Origin of the sequence: Isoptericola sp. NPDC057559 (assembly GCF_042801555.1) — a bacterium.
In the GTDB taxonomy this organism is placed as follows: domain Bacteria; phylum Actinomycetota; class Actinomycetes; order Actinomycetales; family Cellulomonadaceae; genus Isoptericola.
In genome coordinates, this window is record NZ_JBHVFQ010000030.1 from 25,387 (window position 1) to 43,045 (window position 17,659).

Annotated in this window: 17 protein-coding genes and 1 riboswitch; of the genes, 13 read left to right on the forward strand and 4 right to left on the reverse strand. The window is 76.5% G+C overall.

The features are described 5' to 3' along the window. Position 1 precedes the first annotated feature (1 nt). The 13 genes from ACFU5J_RS19330 (at position 2) to ACFU5J_RS19390 (ending at position 13,756) form a co-directional block, all read left to right on the forward strand. Positions 2–1,036: an ABC transporter substrate-binding protein gene (locus tag ACFU5J_RS19330; protein WP_430575842.1), complete on the forward strand. Its 1,035-nt coding sequence runs from the start codon at positions 2–4 to the stop codon at positions 1,034–1,036. Between the two features lie 90 nt (positions 1,037–1,126). Continuing rightward, complete coding sequence (locus ACFU5J_RS19335; protein WP_430579802.1) at positions 1,127–2,311, forward strand: LLM class flavin-dependent oxidoreductase; 1,185 nt, start codon at positions 1,127–1,129, stop codon at positions 2,309–2,311. Between the two features lie 33 nt (positions 2,312–2,344). Beyond that, the gene (locus ACFU5J_RS19340; protein ID WP_430579803.1) at positions 2,345–2,734 is read left to right on the forward strand and encodes a rhodanese-like domain-containing protein; all 390 of its coding nucleotides are present in this window, start codon (positions 2,345–2,347) and stop codon (positions 2,732–2,734) included. Between the two features lie 31 nt (positions 2,735–2,765). After that, positions 2,766–3,917 (forward strand): LLM class flavin-dependent oxidoreductase, encoded by a 1,152-nt coding sequence (locus ACFU5J_RS19345; protein WP_430575839.1) that lies wholly within the window; start codon positions 2,766–2,768, stop codon positions 3,915–3,917. Beyond that, a complete protein-coding gene (locus tag ACFU5J_RS19350) occupies positions 3,917–5,044 on the forward strand; it encodes an LLM class flavin-dependent oxidoreductase (RefSeq protein WP_430575838.1) in 1,128 nt (375 codons plus the stop codon). The genes ACFU5J_RS19345 and ACFU5J_RS19350 overlap by 1 nt, the downstream gene beginning before the upstream one ends. Before the next feature lie 113 nt (positions 5,045–5,157). Continuing rightward, a complete protein-coding gene (locus ACFU5J_RS19355) occupies positions 5,158–5,607 on the forward strand; it encodes a thioredoxin family protein (protein ID WP_430575837.1) in 450 nt (149 codons plus the stop codon). A 37-nt stretch (positions 5,608–5,644) separates the two neighbouring features. Next, positions 5,645–6,106 carry a DUF4395 domain-containing protein gene (locus ACFU5J_RS19360; protein ID WP_430575836.1) on the forward strand — a complete coding sequence of 154 codons (462 nt, stop codon included), beginning with the start codon at positions 5,645–5,647 and terminating at the stop codon, positions 6,104–6,106. Between the two features lie 185 nt (positions 6,107–6,291). Then, positions 6,292–6,405: riboswitch (SAM riboswitch) on the forward strand. 75 nt (positions 6,406–6,480) lie between these two features. Continuing rightward, positions 6,481–8,118, forward strand: coding sequence for an ABC transporter substrate-binding protein (locus tag ACFU5J_RS19365; RefSeq protein ID WP_430579804.1), 1,638 nt, complete (start codon positions 6,481–6,483; stop codon positions 8,116–8,118). Between the two features lies 1 nt (position 8,119). Then, positions 8,120–9,160 (forward strand): ABC transporter permease, encoded by a 1,041-nt coding sequence (locus tag ACFU5J_RS19370; protein ID WP_430575834.1) that lies wholly within the window; start codon positions 8,120–8,122, stop codon positions 9,158–9,160. After that, positions 9,157–10,065, forward strand: coding sequence for an ABC transporter permease (locus tag ACFU5J_RS19375; RefSeq protein WP_430579805.1), 909 nt, complete (start codon positions 9,157–9,159; stop codon positions 10,063–10,065). Before ACFU5J_RS19370 ends, ACFU5J_RS19375 begins: the two co-directional genes overlap by 4 nt. Next, complete coding sequence (locus ACFU5J_RS19380; protein ID WP_430579806.1) at positions 10,062–11,804, forward strand: dipeptide ABC transporter ATP-binding protein; 1,743 nt, start codon at positions 10,062–10,064, stop codon at positions 11,802–11,804. The genes ACFU5J_RS19375 and ACFU5J_RS19380 overlap by 4 nt, the downstream gene beginning before the upstream one ends. Further along, positions 11,801–13,177, forward strand: coding sequence for a M20/M25/M40 family metallo-hydrolase (locus tag ACFU5J_RS19385; RefSeq protein ID WP_430579807.1), 1,377 nt, complete (start codon positions 11,801–11,803; stop codon positions 13,175–13,177). Before ACFU5J_RS19380 ends, ACFU5J_RS19385 begins: the two co-directional genes overlap by 4 nt. A gap of 60 nt (positions 13,178–13,237) precedes the next feature. Next, positions 13,238–13,756 carry a gamma carbonic anhydrase family protein gene (locus ACFU5J_RS19390; RefSeq protein WP_430575830.1) on the forward strand — a complete coding sequence of 173 codons (519 nt, stop codon included), beginning with the start codon at positions 13,238–13,240 and terminating at the stop codon, positions 13,754–13,756. A 78-nt stretch (positions 13,757–13,834) separates the two neighbouring features. On the opposite strand, the gene ACFU5J_RS19395 is transcribed toward ACFU5J_RS19390, so the two are convergent. From ACFU5J_RS19395 to ACFU5J_RS19410, 4 genes are all read right to left on the reverse strand, one after another. Beyond that, a complete protein-coding gene (locus tag ACFU5J_RS19395; protein ID WP_430579808.1) occupies positions 13,835–14,581 on the reverse strand; it encodes a GNAT family N-acetyltransferase in 747 nt (248 codons plus the stop codon). A gap of 33 nt (positions 14,582–14,614) precedes the next feature. Continuing rightward, positions 14,615–16,024: an LLM class flavin-dependent oxidoreductase gene (locus tag ACFU5J_RS19400; RefSeq protein ID WP_430579809.1), complete on the reverse strand. Its 1,410-nt coding sequence runs from the start codon at positions 16,022–16,024 to the stop codon at positions 14,615–14,617. 10 nt (positions 16,025–16,034) lie between these two features. After that, entirely contained in the window at positions 16,035–17,204 is a 1,170-nt protein-coding gene (locus tag ACFU5J_RS19405) for an LLM class flavin-dependent oxidoreductase (RefSeq protein ID WP_430579810.1), read from the reverse strand. Between the two features lie 14 nt (positions 17,205–17,218). Continuing rightward, positions 17,219–17,659 (reverse strand): flavin reductase family protein (locus ACFU5J_RS19410; protein ID WP_430579811.1); only part of this gene is annotated, 441 nt, incomplete at its 5' end.

Here is a 17,659-nt window from a genome sequence, read left to right on the forward strand (position 1 = left end):
CGTGACCGCACCGACCCGCCGCACCCGGCTGCTCGCCGCCCTCGCCACCGTGCCCCTGCTCGCCCTGGCGGCCTGCAGCAGCGTGAGCACCTCGGCCCCCGAGGCCGCGGGCACCGCCGACGGCGCCGACGCCCCCGCGGGCACCAGCTCCGAGGGCGCGTCCGCGGCCGGCCTCGAGGTGAGCACCAGCCCCGACCAGGACCGCATCCGCTCCACCGAGTCGGCCGAGGCCGTCGCCCTGCTGCCCGCCGACGTCGCCGCCCAGGACGAGCTCGTCGTCGCGGTGAGCGCCGGGGCCGCGCCGCCGCTCGGCTTCTTCGCCGACGACGACAAGACCCCGATCGGCAACGAGACCGACATCGCCCAGCTCGTGGCCGACGGCCTCGGCAAGGACCTGCGCCTGGAGGTCAAGGCGTGGGCCGACTGGCCCCTCGCGCTGCAGTCGGGCGACGTGGACGCCGTCATCTCCAACGTCACCGTGACGGAGGAGCGCAAGGAGACGATCGACTTCTCCTCCTACCGCAACGACGAGCTCGGCTGGCTCACGAAGGCCGGCTCCGACGTCACGTCGATCGCCGAGCGCCAGGACATCGCCGGCCTGCGGGTGGGCGTCGGCTCCGGCACCAACCAGGAGAAGATCCTCCTCGAGTGGAACGACCAGAACGTCGCGGCCGGGCTGGAGCCGATCGCCGGCGGCCAGCCGGAGTACTACGAGCAGCTGTCCGACGTCCTCCTCGCCCTCAAGTCCGGCCGCCTCGACGTCTACGTCGGCCCCAACGCGTCCCTCGCGTACCAGGCCAAGATCGCGCCCGACGAGCTCGCCGTGGTCGGGACCCTCAACGGCGGCTGGCCCGACACCGCCCAGATCGCCGTCGCGACCAAGAAGGGCGAGGACCTCGCCCCGGCCGTCACCGCCGCGCTCCAGCACGCCTTCGACGACGGCACCTACGCGCAGGTGCTGGAGCGCTGGGGCCTGGAGACCGAGGCGGTCGAGAAGCCCGAGACCAACCCGCCGGGCCTGCCGAAGACCGAGTGACGGCCCGGCACCGACCGGCCGCCCGCCCCCGCCCCCGACCTCGCGCCGCCCCGCGCCGCCCCGCGGCGCCCGCACTCCCAGGAGACCGCCATGACCGACCCCGCCCGGGTGCCCCTGTCCGTCCTCGACCTCGCCCTCGTGCCCGCCGGCGGCACGGGTGCCCAGGCCGTGCGCGATGCCGTCGACCTGGCCGTCGACCTCGACCGGCTGGGCTACCGCCGGGTCTGGTACGCCGAGCACCACCTGTCGCCCGGCGTCGGCTCCGCGTCCCCGGCCGTGCTCGCGGGGGCGGTCGCGGCGCGCACCGAGCGGGTCCGGGTGGGCTCGGGCGCGGTGCTCCTGAGCACGACCAGCCCGCTCGTCGCGGCCGAGCAGTTCGGCACGATCGCGGCCCTGCACCCGGGCCGCGTGGACCTCGGCCTGGGGCGCGCGTTCACGCCGCCCCAGGGCGGCGGCGCCCCCCGCCCCGCCCCGGCCGCGTCCCCGGCGGGCGGCGCGCGCGTCGTCGACGGGCTGTACGTGCCCCCGGCCCCGCCGACGGGCGGGGACTCCGCGCTCCGCGAGCGTGCGCTCGCGCAGGCGGCCGTGGTGGGCGCGTCGCGCACGCCCGCGAGCTTCCGCGCCGAGGTCGAGCTCGTCCTCGGGCTGCGGTCGGGGACCTACGCCGACGAGGCGGGCCGGCGCTACGTCTCGCCGCCGGTGCAGGACGCCGCCTTCGACCTGTGGGTGCTCGCGTCGTCCGGCGGCGAGAGCGCCCGCGTCGCGGGGGAGCTGGGCCTGCCGCTGGCCGCGAACTACCACGTCAGCCCGTCCAACACCCTCGAGACGGTGGCCGCGTACCGCGCGGCGTTCCGCCCGGGCGTGCTCGCCGCCCCGTACGTCGTCGTGTCCGCCGACGTCCTCGTCGCCGAGACCACCGAGCGCGCCCGCGAGCTCGCCGCGCCGTTCGCCGACTGGGTGCTGTCCATCCGCCGCGGCACGGACGGTGCGATCGCCTACCCGCGGCCCGCCGACGCCACGCCCTGGGCGGAGCGCCCCGAGGACGAGCGCGCCGTGGTCGCCGACCGCGTCGACACCCGCGTCGTCGGCGACCCCGCGACCGTCGTCGAGCGGCTCGGGACCCTGGCCCGCGTGACCGGGGCCGACGAGCTGCTCGTCACCACCGCCACCCACGACCCCGCCGACCGGCGCCGGTCGTTCGCGCTGCTGGCCCAGGCGTGGGGCACGGCCGGGGGCGACCCGGCGCGCCTGCCCGCCCTCGCCTCGTCCCTCTGACCCGCCCGACCCACGGACCTCCCAAGGAGCGACATGACCACCACCCCTGGCACGACCGGACCGACCACGACCTCGGGCACGCCCGCGCCGCAGCCCGCCGGCGAGGCCGGCGCGCGGGTCGAGCGCGGCGCCCTGCTGATCGACGTCCGCTCGGCAGGCGGGCGCGCCGCCACCGGCGACATCCCGGGCGCCACCCTGGCGGACCGGGACGACCTCGACGCGCTCTTCGGCCCCGCCGGCGCCCCCGCGATCTCGCTCGACACGCCGGTCGTCGTGGTGTGCGGCTCGATCAACGGCTCCGGCCCCGTCGCCGCGGCGCTCGCCGCCCGTGGCTACACCGACGTGACCCACGTCGACGGCGGCTTCCCCGCCTGGAAGGCCGCCGGGCTCCCGGCGACCGCGCCGACCGGCGCCGACAGCTGACCCACCCGGACACGCACGCAAGGAGAACCTCATGCCCGTCGAGTTCCTCGGCATCGCCACGACGAACGACGCCTCCGAGACGTCGGCCCGCACCACCGCCCCGTTCGACCCCGCCTACCTGGAGCGCATCGTGCGCGCCCACGAGGACCACGGCTGGACGCGGGTCCTGTTCGCGTACGGGTCCTCGGGCCCGGAGCCGGCCGCCCTCGCCGCGCACACGGCGGCGCGGCTGCAGAGCATCGAGCTGCTGCTCGCGCACCGGCCCAACGTGTCCTACCCGACGTACGCGGCCAAGACGTTCGCCACCCTCGACCAGCTCTCCGGCGGCCGCCTGTCGGTGCACTTCATCACCGGCGGCAACGACCACGAGCAGGGGCGCGAGGGCGACCGCCTCACCAAGGACGAGCGGTACGCCCGCACGCACGAGTACATCCGGATCGTCAAGCAGGCGTGGACGAGCCCGGAGGCCTTCGACCACCACGGCGACCACTACGAGTTCGAGGACTTCGTGCTGGACACCAAGCCCTTCGAGGGCCACGTGCCCACGATCTCCTTCGGCGGGTCGTCCGACGCCGCGTTCCGCGTGGGCGCCGCCGAGGCGGACATCTACGCCGTCTGGGGCGAGCCGCTGGCCCGCACCCAGGAGCAGATCGACCGCGTGCACGCCGAGGCCGCCGCCGCGGGCAGGACGACGCCGCCGCGGATCCATGCCGCGTTCCGCCCGATCATCGCGCCCACCGAGGAGCTCGCCTGGGAGAAGGCGCACCGGGTGCTCGACCGGATCGAGGGACGCAAGGCGGCCCTGGGGGGCCAGCTGTCGCGCCGGCACCCGATCGACGGGCCCGAGAACGCCGGCTCGCAGCGGCTGCTCGAGATCGCCGCGGCCGGCGAGCGCTACGACACCGCGCTGTGGACCGCCACGGCGAAGGCCACGGGCGGCGCGGGCAACTCGAACGCGCTCGTCGGCACGCCGGAGCAGGTCGCCGAGGCGCTGCTCGCCTACTACGACCTGGGCGTGCGGGTCGTCTCCGCCCGCGGCTACGACCTGCTCGACGACGCGATCGACTTCGGCCGGTACGTCATCCCCCTCGTGCGCGAGGGCGTGGCGGCGCGCGACCGTGCCGCCGAGTCCGCCGAGGCCGCGGCGGGCGGCGCCGCGCGCGCCGAGGAGCGGGTGGCCTGATGCGCTTCCAGCTGCTCGACATCGTGTTCAACCCGCCGCACCCGGTCACGGGCGAGGCGGTCGCGCCGGCCGACCGGCTCGAGCGCGTCGTCGAGCACGCCGTGCTGGCCGAGGAGCTGGGGTTCGACTCGTTCGCGGTGGGGGAGCGGCATGCCGGCGACGTGCTGTCGTCGGCCCCCACCGTGATCCTCGGGGCGGTCGCGGCCCGCACCCACCGGATCCTGCTCTCGACCGGCGTCACCGTGCTGTCGCTGCTGGACCCGATCCGGGTGGCCGAGGACCTGGCCACCGTGGACCAGCTCTCCCGCGGGCGGCTGGAGATCGTCATCGGCAAGGGCAACGAGGAGCTGCAGTACCCGCTGCTCGGCCTGGACATCGCCCGGCAGTACGAGTACCTCGAGGAGAACTACGAGCTGCTGCGGCTGCTGCTGTCGGAGGAGGACGTGACGTGGTCCGGCCGGCACCGGCACGCGCTGGAGCACGCCACCACGCTCCCGCGACCCTTCGCGGGCCCGTTCCGCGTCTGGCACGGCTCGGCGACGAGCGAGTTCGCCGTCGACCTGGCCGCCCGCTGGGGCGACCCGATCGTCAGCGCCAACGCGCTGCAGCCGCGGGAGAGCTACGGGGTGCTCATCGACCGGTACCGGGAGCGGTACGCGGCCGCCGGGCACGACCCGGCGCAGGGGTTCGTCGGAGCAGGGTCGGGCGGGCTGTTCCTCGCCGACACCACCGAGCAGGCGATCGAGCAGTACCGGCCGCTGTACGAGGGCCAGGTCGCGCGGCTGCGGGCGCGGGGCTACGACCCCGCCACCCACGTGGGCAAGGCCCTCGCGTTCGAGACGATCGAGGACGCCGTCGAGCGCGGGCCCGCGCTGGTCGGCTCGCCGGAGCGGGTGGCGGAGAAGATCCTCGACTACCACGGGACCTTCGGGCACGTGCTGCAGTCGGTGTCCGTGAACCACCTGCTCGAGCCGTCCCACCAGGAGGAGGTGCTGCGCCGGTTCGCCGCCGAGGTGGCTCCGGTGGTGCGCGCCGAGGTCGCGACGGACCTGTGGGGACCGGCGGACGCGCGCCGCGCGGCGGGCTTCACCGCGACCGAGCACGCCGCCGTCCCGGCCCCCGCCTGAGGTGCGCGCGTGAGGCCGACGGCGTTGTCCGGCATGCGGTCACGGTGTCGACCGGATCGTGAACGGCGAGGAGGATGTCCCAGGAACCGCCCGCGCGCCCCCGAGGGAGAACCGTGACCGACAGGCCGATCACCCAGCTCGTCGTCCTCGGCGTGCTCGTCGTCGTGACCGTCGTCCTCGGCGCGGTCTGGCGCTCGCGGCAGGGCCGCGTGCGCCCGGCGCCGGCCCGCCGGGACCTCGCCGTGGACTGGGCGGCCCGTGGCGTCCGCCTGGGGGAGCGGGTGACCTTCGTCCAGCTCTCGGCCGAGGTGTGCGCCCCCTGCCGCGCGACGGCCCGAGTGCTCCGCGGCCTCGCCGAGCGCGAGGACGGCGTCGTGCACCACGAGCTCGACGTCGAGGAGCACCTCGACCTCGTGCGCGAGCTGGGCGTGCTCAAGACGCCGACCGTGCTGGTGCTCGACGCGGCCGGGGCCCAGGCTGCCCGCAGCAGCGGCGGCATGTCGCCCGCCCAGGCGCGCCACGCGCTGGAGGCCGCGCTGCCGGTGCCCGCCGGCGCCGCGTGACCGTGCACCCACCCTCGACCGGACCCCGGAGGCGACGATGACCCGCGAGACCACCACCACGCAGGCACCGGCCGGCATCGACCCGCGCGGCCCACGCGTGGGCGCGGGCATCACCGCGCTGCTGCTCGCCGTCGTCGTCCTGCTGGGGGCGTCGCCGGCCGGCCTCGTGCTCCTCGCGGTCGTGGCCGCAGGGTTCCTGCTGGGCGCCGTCCGGGGCGCCCAGGGCACGGTGCAGGGCTGGCTCTTCCGGACGCTCGTGCGCCCGCGGCTCGCCCCGCCGGCCGAGCTGGAGGACCCGCGGCCGCCGCGGTTCGCCCAGCTCGTCGGGCTGGTCGTGACCGGCGTCGGCGTCGTCCTCGGGCTCGCGGGGGTCCTCGCCGCCGTGCCCTGGGCCGCGGGGATCGCGTTCGTGGCCGCGGGCCTCAACGCCGTCGTCGGGCTCTGCCTCGGGTGCGAGCTCTACCTGCTCGGCGCCCGCCTGCGGCCCGCCGCCCGCTGAGCCCGGCCGCTCCACGGCCCACCGCCGGCCCACCGGCGGCCCACCATCGCCCGGCCCCGCCCGTCTCCCGACGGGCGGGGCCGTCGTGCGTCCGGGCCACGTGCGCGGGCACCCCGACGTCCGTGATGTGAGACGACGCGTCCAACCCTTGACTCCCGCGGTCGCGGCGGCTTCCCTGCCGCCCAGGTGACGAGCGCCAGCACCCAGGCCCGGCTCGCTGGCCAGCAACCCTTCGACGTGACGGGGTGCTCCGGGAACGACCTGACCACGCCGCGCCCGCGGCGGGGTAAGCACGGCTCCGGTCGTCCTCGACCGTGCCCGGCGCGACGCCGGGCACGCGGACGGCCCGCCACGACCACGAGGAACCGCTCGCGATGACCACCACCCCCCGCACCCTGCGCCGCCCCGCCGTGGGGCTCGCCGCCACCGCGTCGGCCGCCGCGCTCCTGCTGAGCGCCTGCTCGACCGGCGCCGACGCCGCGTCCGGTGCCGGCGCGTCGGCGGACGCCGACCCCGTCGCCGGTGGCGACCTGACGTTCGCCATCACCGTCGACTCGCACTGCATCGACCCGCAGCAGGTGGGCAACAACGACGCGATCGCCGCCGCCCGGCAGACCGTCGCCTCCCTGACCGCGCAGGACCCGGGGTCCGGGAAGATCCTGCCGTGGCTCGCCGAGGGCTGGGAGGTGAACGACGACGCCTCCAGCTACACCTTCCACCTGCGCGACGACGCCACCTTCGCCGACGGCACCCCCATCGACGCTGAGGCCGTCAAGACCAACTTCGACGCCATCGTCGACCTGGGGGCCGTCGCGTCCCTCGGGTCGCAGTACCTGGTCGGCTACGCGGGCACCACCGTGGAGGACGAGCGCACCGTGACCGTCGACTTCGACGAGCCCAGCGCCCAGTTCCTGCAGGCCACGTCGACGTTCTCCCTCGGGCTGCTGTCGCCCGCCTCGGCAAAGCTGTCGGCGGAGGACCGGTGCGCCGGCAAGTACGTGGGGTCCGGGCCGTTCGCGGTGAAGTCGTACACCCAGGACCAGGAGATCGTCCTGGAGAAGGTCAAGGGCTACGCCTGGGGCTCGGAGGCGAACGCGCACACCGGCGAGGCCTACCTGGACACCGTGACCTTCAAGGTCATCCCCGAGGCCGGCGTGCGCACCGGCTCCCTGCAGTCCGGGCAGATCGACGCCACCGCCGCGCTCAACGCCGTCGACCTGCCGCAGTTCGACGGCCACGGGTTCTGGCTGCAGTACCGCGCCAACCCGGGCGTCGTGTTCAACCTGTTCCCGAACGAGTCCAGCCCGCTGGCCGCGGACGAGGCGGTGCGGACGGCGATCGTCAAGGGGATCGACCGGCAGCAGATCGTGGACACCGTCCTGACGCCGCAGGACCAGCCGGCCACGGGCGTCCTCTCCCACTCGACGCCGCTGTTCGAGGGCGCCGACGACCTGCTCGCCTACGACCCCGACGGCGCGAAGAAGATCCTCGACGACGCGGGCTGGGTCACCGGCGCCGACGGCATCCGGGAGAAGGACGGGACGAAGCTCTCGACGACGGTGACGTTCTGGCAGGTGCCCGAGCCGCTCGAGCTCGTGCAGCAGCAGCTGCGCCAGATCGGCGTGGACCTGCAGCTCAAGCACGTCACCGTCGCGGAGTCGGAGGCCGCCAAGGAGTCGGGCGACTTCGACTTCGACTACTACAACCTCACGCGGTCCGACGCCGACGTGCTGCGCACGATCTTCTCGGCGAACGCGCGCAACATCAACCAGCGCGATCCCGAAGAGGTCGACACGCTCCTCGACGACTCCGCCGCCGCCACCGACCCCGAGGAGCGGAAGAAGCTCGTCGCCGAGGCGTCCCGGCTCCTGATCGAGCGTGGGCACGCCATCCCCGTCTACGAGCTGTCGACCACGATCGCCGCCGCCGACCGCGTGCAGGGGCTCACGTTCGAGGCGTCCTCGCGGCTGGACTTCTACGACGCGTGGGTGACCGACGGGGCGGAGGGGTGAGATGACGCGCTACCTGCTGCAACGCGCCGGGCAGGGGGTCTTCGTCCTCTGGGCCGCCTTCACGGTCGCGTTCTTCGTCCTCTACCTGCTGCCGAGCGACCCGGCCGCGCTCGTGGCGTCCGGGGGCGGCGAGGTGAGCCAGGTCGACCCGGCCCAGCTCGCCGCCCTGCGCGCCGAGTACGGCCTCGACCGCCCGATCCTCGTGCAGTACGGCGACGCCCTCCTGGGCGCGCTCACCGGCGACTTCGGCAGCTCCTACGTGAGCGGCGCGTCCGCCACGTCGCTCGTCGCGCAGGCCCTGCCCGAGACCCTCAAGCTCACCGGGGCGGCCCTGCTGCTCGCCGTCGTCGGCGGGACGGCGGTGGCCGTGGCCAGCGTCTTCCCCCGGGCGCGCCCCCTGCGGCAGGCGCTGTCCGCCCTGCCGCCCCTCGGCGTCGCCCTGCCCACGTTCTTCGTGGGCCTGGTGCTGCTGCAGTGGTTCTCGTTCCGGGTGCCGATCTTCCCGGCGATCGGCAACGAGGGCGCGATCAGCCTCGTGCTGCCCACGGTCACCCTGGCCGTCCCGGCCGGGGCGCAGCTCGCGCAGGTCCTGTCCCGCTCCCTGCGCGGCACGCTCGGCGAGCCCTACGTCGAGACGGCGTGGGCGAAGGGCGCCGGCCGCGCCCGCGTGCACCTCGCGCACGCCCTGCGCAACGCCGCCATCCCGGCGTTCACCGTGCTCGGCGTGATGGTCGGCGGGCTGCTCGGGGGTGCCGTCGTCACCGAGACCGTGTTCTCCCGGGCCGGGCTCGGCCGGCTCACCGTGCAGTCGGTCAACCAGCAGGACGTGCCGGTGGTGCTGGCGATCGTCGTGCTCGCGGCGCTCGTCTTCGTCGTCGTCACCCTCGCGGTCGACCTCGCCTACCCGCTGCTCGACCCGCGGATCCAGCTGCGCGGCCCGCGGCGGGACCGGGCCCGGCGACCCGATCCCCAGCGGACCGGCCCCCAGCGGACCGGCCCCCAGCAGACCGACACCCCGCGCACCGGGGCGGTGACCGCATGACCCTGCAGACCCTCTCGCGCCCCGCGGCCGCCCCCGACGCGGCGCCCGCGCCCGCCGCCGAGCGCGGCGGGAGCCCCCGGCGCGCGGCGCGCGCCGCCCGCCACCTGCTGCGCCGGCCCGGGCTCGTGCTCGCCGTGGCCGTGCTGCTGCTCGTCGCCGCCTGGGCCGTGGTGCCACAGGCGTTCACCGCCCAGGACCCGCTGGGCGGCGTCCCCGCCGACCGGCTCCAGGCGCCCTCGGGCGCGCACTGGTTCGGCACCGACCACCTGGGCCGCGACGTGTACGCGCGGGTGGTGCACGGCGCGTCCCTCACGCTGCGCACGACCGCGCTCGCGGTCGTCGTCGGCCTCGTGGTCGGGTCGCTGCTCGGCCTGCTCGCGGGCTTCCTGCGGGGCTGGGTGGACGACGTGATCGGACGCCTGGTCGACGTGCTGCTGGCGATCCCGAGCATCCTGCTGTCGCTCGCGATCATCACGGCGCTGGGCTTCGGGCCGGTCAAGGTGGCGATCGCCGTGGGCATCGGCTCGGTGGCGACGTTCGCGCGGGTCATGCGTGCCGAGGTGCTGCGCGTGTCGACCTCGACGTACGTCGAGGCGGCGCGGGCGTCGGGCCTGCGCTGGCCGGCCGTGCTCGGCCGGCACGTGCTGCCCAACTCCTCGGGGCCCGTGCTCGCGCTGGTCGCCCTCGACCTCGGCACGGCCGTGCTGGCGGTCTCGGCCCTCAGCTTCCTCGGGTACGGCACGCCTCCGCCCGCACCCGAGTGGGGCGCGCTCGTGTCCGGCGGGCGCGACTACCTCGCCACCGCCTGGTGGCTCACCACCCTGCCCGGCCTCGTCATCGTGGCCGTCGTGCTCGCCGCCAACCGGGTGTCGCGGGCGCTGGAGAAGACGGGAGAGGACCAGTGACCGACATCCATCAGGAGCCCGCCCCGCCGGGCCCGGACACCCCGGTGCTGGAGATCAGCGGCCTCGAGGTCGCCTACCGCACCGCCGAGGGCGGCAGCCGGCCCGCCGTGCGGGGCGTCGACCTTCGCGTCGCGGCCGGCGAGGTCGTGGCGCTCGTCGGCGAGTCCGGCTCGGGCAAGAGCACGACGGCGCACGCCGCCCTGCACCTGCTGCCCCGCGGGGGCGAGGTGACGGGCGGGCGGATCCGGCTCGACGGCCGCGACCTGTCGGACCTCACCGCGAAGGAGTGGCAGGCCGTCCGGGGCCGGCACGTGGGCCTGGTGCCCCAGGACCCGACGGTGTCGCTCAACCCGGTGGTCCGCGTGGGCGACCAGGTCGCCGAGGTGCTCGTCATCCACGGGCTGGCACGGCGCGCGGACGCCAAGGTCCGGGCGGTCGAACTGCTGCGGCAGGCCGGGGTCGACGACCCCGCGGCGCGTGCCCGGCAGTACCCGCACCAGCTCTCGGGCGGGCTGCGCCAGCGCGTGCTCATCGCGATCGCCATCGCGGCCGGCCCGCGGCTGATCGTCGCGGACGAGCCGACCAGCGCGCTGGACGTCACCGTGCAGCGGCGCATCCTCGACCACCTCGACACCCTCGTGCGGGAGACCGGCACCGCGGTGCTGCTCATCACGCACGACCTGGGCGTCGCCGCGGACCGCGCGGACCGGATCGTGGTGCTGGAGGGCGGGGTCGTGGTCGAGGAGGGCCCGTCCGCGCGCCTGCTGGCCGACCCCCGGCACCCGTACACCCGCGCGCTCCTCGCGGCCGCCCCTAGCCTGGCGAGCTCTCGCCTGGTCGTCCGCGGCGGGAGTGGCGCCGCGCCCGCCGGCGCGGGTCGGGCGACCGACGGACGGCCCGACGCCGGGACCGCCGTGTCGTCGGCCGAGGGCACGGCCGCCCCGGTCCTCGCGCTCGACGGCGTCCGCAAGGAGTTCGCCCTGCCGCGCGGGGCCGAGCGGCGCACCCTCGTGGCGGTCGACGACGTGAGCCTCGCCATCGGGCGGGGGCGCACGTACGCCCTGGTGGGGGAGTCGGGCTCCGGCAAGAGCACGACCGCGCGCCTCGCGCTGCGCCTCGAGCGGGCGTCGGCCGGGCGGGTCGTGTTCCGCGGGCAGGACATCACGGCGGCGCGCGGCGGGGCGCTGCGGGCGCTGCGGCGCGGGTTCCAGGTGGTGTACCAGAGCCCGTACGCGTCGCTGGACCCGCGGTTCACGGTGGAGCAGATCGTGGCCGAGCCGCTGCGCGCCTACGGCGTGGGCGACCGCGCCGAGCGGGCCGACCGGGCGCGCGCCCTGATCGAGGACGTGGCGCTCCCGGCCGACGTCCTGCGGCGCGGCCCCCGGGAGCTGTCCGGCGGCCAGCGGCAGCGCGTCGCCATCGCCCGCGCCCTCGCGCTGCAGCCGGACCTCGTGGTGCTCGACGAGCCCGTGTCCGCGCTCGACGTGTCCGTGCAGGCGCAGATCCTCGAGCTGCTCGTGCGCCTGCAGGGCGAGCACGGGCTGGCCTACCTGTTCATCTCGCACGACCTGGCCGTCGTCCGACAGGTCGCGGACCAGGTCGGCGTGATGAGCCGCGGCCGGCTGGTCGAGTCGGGCGCCGCGGACCAGATCCTGCTGGACCCGCAGGAGGACTACACCCGAGAGCTCGTCGCGGCCATCCCCGGCCGCCGGGCCGTGCAGAGGCTGGAGACGGCATGACGACCACGACGACGACCCCGACGACGGCGGGCCTCGGACGCGCCCTGACGACCGAGGAGGAGCTCGCGGGCCAGACCGTCGAGCTGCTGCAGGCGCTCATCCGCAACGCGTGCGTCAACGACGGCACGGTGGGCAGCGGGCAGGAGGCCCGCAACGCCGCCACGATCGCGGACTTCCTCGACGGGTCCGGGCTGGACCTGGAGCTCGTGGAGCCCCAGCCCGGCCGCACGTCCCTCGTCACGCGGGTGCGCGGCACCGACCCCACGGCGCCGAGCCTCGGCCTGGTGGGCCACACCGACGTCGTGCCGGTCGAGCCGGACGGCTGGAGCCGCGACCCGTTCGGCGGGGAGCTCGTGGACGGCTGGGTGTGGGGCCGCGGCGCGATCGACATGCTCGGGCTCACGGCGGCGTACGCGGTGGTGACCCGGGCGCTCGCGACCTCCGGGCGGCCGCCCGCGGGCGACCTGCTGCTCGCCGCCGTCGCGGACGAGGAGCACGGCAGCGTGTGGGGCGTCGACTGGCTCACCACCCACCGGTGGGACCTGGTGCAGGCCGACCACGTGCTCACCGAGTCCGGCGGCGTGCCCGTGGGCCCGCGCGGGGCGCGCACGCTGGCCGTGGGGGAGAAGGGCGGCGCCGGCCGGCTGCTGCGCGTGCACGGCCGTCCCGGGCACGGCTCCGGCCCCTGGGGCAGCCGGAACGCCATCGTCATCGCGGCGGAGGTCGTGCGGCGGATCGCCGCCGCCCGCGGCCCGGTCGTCGTCGGCGACCTCTGGCGCCGCTACGTCGACGCGCTGGCCCCGGAGCCCGCCCTGCGCGCGGCGCTGCTCGACCCCGACCGCCTCGACGACGCCCTCCCGCAGCTCGGCGCCCTCGGCGCGGTCGCGCACGCCACCACCCACACGACGCTCGCCCCGACCGTCATCGGCGCGGGGTCCAAGCCGAACGTCATCCCGGGCCTGGCGGAGGTCACGCTGGACATCCGCGTGCTGCCCGGCACCCGCCCGGGCGACGTCGAGGCGCTGCTGGCGGCGACGCTCGGCGACCTCGCCGAGCACGTCGAGGTCGTGGGCGACCGGTTCGGCGAGCCGTCGCTGTCGCCCACGGACACCGACCTGTACCGCGTCATCGAGGGCGCCGTGTCCGCGCGCACGGGCGCGGCGGTGCTGCCGACCCTCGGCACGGGCGGCACGGACGGGCGCTTCTACCGGCGCCGCGGCGTCCCCGCCTACGGGTTCGGCCTGCTCAGCGCGGGCTGGGACCCCGGCACGTGGCGCGGGCTGTTCCACGGCAACGACGAGCGCGTCGACGTCGCGTCGCTGGAGCTCACCACCGCCGCGCTGCACGACGTCGTGACGAGGTTCCTGGGCTGACCCCGGACGCGGGCCGGGGCGGGACTCCGGCGGCCGGGCACGGACGGTAGGGTCGCCGGCATGGCGACGGTGCTCCCCTTCGACGGCCACACTCCCCAGATCCACCCCACGGCGTGGGTCGCCCCGACGGCGACGATCGTCGGGAACGTGCGCATCGAGGCGCACGCCAGCGTGTTCTACGGCGCGGTGCTGCGCGGCGACATGGACGCGATCGTGCTGGGCGAGGGCTCCAACATTCAGGACAACTGCGTGGTGCACACCGACACCGGCGTGCCCGCCACCATCGGCGCGGGCGTGGGCGTCGGCCACGGCGCGATCATCCACGGCGCCACGGTGGGCGACGGCAGCCTGGTCGGCATGGGCGCCACGCTCCTCAACGACGCCGTCGTCGGCGCGGGCGCCTTCGTGGCCGCCGGAGCCCTCGTGCGCGAGGGCCAGGAGATCCCCGCCGGGCACCTCGCCGTGGGCGTGCCCGCGAAGGACCGCGGCCCCCTCGACGCCGAGGGCGCCGAGCGGGTGCGCCGCAACGCGATCGAGTACCGGGAGCTGGCCGAGCGGCACCGCCGCTCGGTCGGCTGACGCCCGCCGCCGGGACGGCGACGGCCCGCGCCCCGTGGTCGGGGCCGCGGGCCGACGTCGTCGCGGCGAGGGCCGCGGCTAGGCGCGGGGCGAGGCGAGCGGAGCGCGCACGGCACCGAACGCGGTGCGGGCGCGCAGGCGGAACCCGAGGTGCTCGTAGAGCCGGATCGCGGTCGCGTTGTCGCCGGCCGCGTGCAGCATCGGCCGCGCGCCGCGCTCGCGGACGTGGTGGGCGACGTCGAGCACCAGGCGCGTGGCGAAGCCCTGGCCGCGGTGGTCGGGGTCGGTCGTGACGGCGCTGATCTCGGTCCAGCCGTCGGGCTGCAGACGCTCGCCGGCCATGGCGACGAGGCGGCCCCCGCGGCGCACGCCGACGTACCGGCCCATGAGGTACGTGCGCGGCAGGAACGGGCCGGGCCGCGACCGCTCGACGAGCGCGAGCATGTCGGGCACGTCGTCGGCGCCGAGCACCACGGCGTCGTCGTCGGGCCGGGTCTCGAGCCGGTCGGTGTCGACCAGCTGCACACCCTCGTGGAGGGCGAGCCGCTCCCAGCCCGGGGGGAGCGGCACGGACGCCGGCGGCGTGGGGAACTGCCCGCCGGGGCCGACGAGGTCCACCACGGCGTCCCACACGTCGGGGTCGTCCCACGACCGCACGGCGGCGAACGGGGACACGTCGGCCGGGTAGCGCCGCACCAGAGCGTTGCCCTCCGCCAGGTGCGCGTGGGCGCCGGTGAGGGACGACCAGCGGGGGTTGTCGAGGACGGCCTCGGAGGGGTCGCCGGGCGTGGTGGTGGGGCTGGTGATGGGGGCGGTGGTGGTCATGGTCCTCCTGTCGGGCCGTGGCAGCCTAGGCGCTCACGGCGCCGGGACGAGCGCCGGTTCGCTCTCGGCGTCGCGGGCGGCGCGCCGGGTGAGCGGCGCGCGGAGCCCCAGGTGCTCGCGCAGCGTGGTGCCGGCGTACGCGGTGGGGTAGGCGCCGCGCTCCTGCAGGGCGGGCACCACCCGGTCCACGACGTCGTCCAGCCCGGCCGGCACGATCCACGGGCTGAGGTTGAACCCGTCGACGGCGCCGGTGCGCACCCAGCGGGTGAGCTCGTCCGCCACGGCGCCCGGGGTCCCCGTGAAGCCGCGCTCGCCGGCGTTGCGGATCACCAGCTCGCGGATCGACAGGCCCTCGGCCTCCGCCACGGCGCGCCACTGCCGGGCGATCTCGTGCGTCCGCGCGCCGGTCGTGGCGGAGCCCCGCTCGCCACCGAGCTCGGCGACCACCGGGTCGTGGGCCGGCAGCGGGCCGTCCGGGTCGTAGGACGAGAGGTCCTCGCCCCAGACGTTGCCGACGACCGACAGCGCGGTCGCGGGCGTGACCTGGGCGCGGCGCACCCAGCGCGCCTTCTCCTCGGCGTCCGCGGGCGTGTCCCCGACGACGATCGCGGTGCCGGGGAAGATCTTCACGTCGTCCACGGGCCGGCCGGCCGCGACGACCCGGCGGCGCACGTCGGCCGCGAACTCGAGCGCGTCGGCGAGCACGGAGCCGTGCCGGGAGAAGATCACGTCGGCGTGCGCGGCCGCGAGGTCGCGGCCCTGGGGCGAGTCGCCCGCCTGGAAGATCACGGGGTGGCCCTGCGGGCTGCGGGGCGTGGTGACGTCGAGGGCCAGGTCCCGGGGCGTGCGCAGCGCGGCGCCGGGCACCGCCACGCGCGCGACGTCGCCCCCGCCGTCCGGGAACGCGTCCCAGACCCCGCGCGCGACGGCCAGCATGGCCGCGGCCCGCTCGTACCGGTCCGCGTGGTCGAGGTACCCGCCGCGGCGGAAGTTCTCCCCGGTCCAGGCGTTGTCCGTCGTGACGACGTTCCACGCGGCCCGGCCGCCGGACAGGACGTCGAGGCTCGCGAGGCGGCGGGCCAGCTCGGCCGGGTCGTGGTAGGTCGTGTTCTGGGTGGCGACGAGGCCGATGCGCTCGGTGATCGCGGCCAGGGCCGCGAGCTGGGTGATCGCGTCGGGGCGGCCCACGACGTCCAGGTCGTGGATGCGCCCGCGGGACTCGCGCAGGCGGAGCCCCTCGCCGAGGAAGAAGGCGTCGAAGAGCCCGCGCTCGGCCGTGCGGACCACCTGCTCGAAGGAGGCGAAGTCCGTCTGCGACCCGGACTCCGGGTCGGACCAGATCGTGGTGTGGTTGACGCCCTGGAAGAAGACGCCGAGGTGGACCTGGGCGTGCGGCCGGGTGATCGGGGCGTCGGGGGCGTGGGGTGCTGTGGGTGCGCTCATCGTCGGCTCCTCAGGCGTGCGCGGCCGCGGGCTGGGCGTCGCGGGTGACGGTGCGGGGGCGGGTGTCGTAGCGGTTCGCCGGGCGGGGCAGGCCCAGCGTCTGCCGCAGGGTGGCGCCGGCGCGGGGCGCGGCGGTGAGCCGGGCGGCCCGGAGCGCGGGCAGCACGTCGCGGGCGAGCACGGGCAGGTCCGCGTCGAGGGCGGCGGGCAGCAGCCGCACCCCGGCGACGTCGCCGGACGCGGCGAGCCCGGCGAGGAGGCCCGCCAGCCCCGCGGCGTCGCCGGCGTACCGCAGCGCGCCCGACCCCCAGGGGCCGCGGGTGCCCGGCGCGGCGGCCGCGTCGAGCTCGGCGAGCCGGGCGGCGCCGGTGCGGCCGCCCGCGTCGAGCGTGACCTCCAGGTCGACGACCGCGAGGGGCGACGCGTCGGGCTCGTGGTCGGTGGCGACCCGCGCCGCGGCCCGCACGGCGGCGACGTCGGTCCCGCCGACGAGGGCGACGTCGACGAGGGCCTCGTCGCGCACCGACGGTGCCACGTCGCCTGCCGCGGCCAGGACGACGGGCTGGCCCTGCGGCGGGCGGGGCGTGATGAGCGGCCCCTTGACGGAGAACGACTCGCCGACGAAGTCGACGTGGTGCAGGCGGTCGCGGTCGACGAACCGCCCGGTGGCGACGTCGCGGATCACGGCGTCGTCCTCCCACGAGTCCCACAGGTCGCGCACCACCTGGACGACGTCGCGCGCCTCGCGGGCGAGGTCCGTCACGGGGTCGCGCCCGTAGGCGTCGGCGGTGCCCGGGTGGTCGGTCACGGCGGCGAGCCAGCCGGCGCGGCCGGACGCCGCGATGTCGAGCGACGCGAGCTGCGTGGCCACGTGGAACGGCTCGGGGTAGGTGGTGGGCACCTGCGGCACGAGGCCGATGGCGTGGGTGGTGCGCGACACGAACGCCGCGCGGGTCACGGCGTCGAGCCGCGCCGAGGACGGCGACCCGGGCAGGGCGGGCAGGAGCGCGTCGGCGAACGTCGCGAAGGTGACGCCGGCGTGCTCGGCCCTCCGGACGGTGCGGGCGAGGCGGGCGGCGCCGACGAGGTCCGCCGGCGCGAGCCCCGCGACGGCGGCGGCCCCGGGATGGGCGCCCGCGCCGTCGACGTCGAGCCCGACGAGGAAGGGTGTGCTGGTCATGGGTCTCTCCGGGATCAGATCGCGGACTCGTCGCCGAGCCGGTGGTAGGTGCGGTCGAGGTAGACGAGCGGCGACGCCTCGTCGGACCCGGACTGCAGGGCGCGCAGCGAGACGAGGTAGCTGTCGCCCACGGGCGTGCGCTGGACGACGCGGGCGCGCACCCACGAGACCGCCCCGTCGACGACGGGCTCGCCCGTGGGCAGGGCGGTCCAGCCGCCGGCCGCGAAGCGGTCGATGCCGCTGGTCGCGAAGCGCGCGGACAGGTCGTCCTGGTGGTCGGCCAGGAAGCTGATCGCCAGGGTGTCGGCCCGCGAGACGGCGGGCCACGAGGACGACGTGGACGCCAGGGAGAACGCGAGGAGCGGCGGAGCCGCCGACACCGAGATGACGGACGTGGCGGTGAACCCGACGGGGCGGCCCTCGTGCTCGAGCGCGACGACGGCGACGCCGGCGGG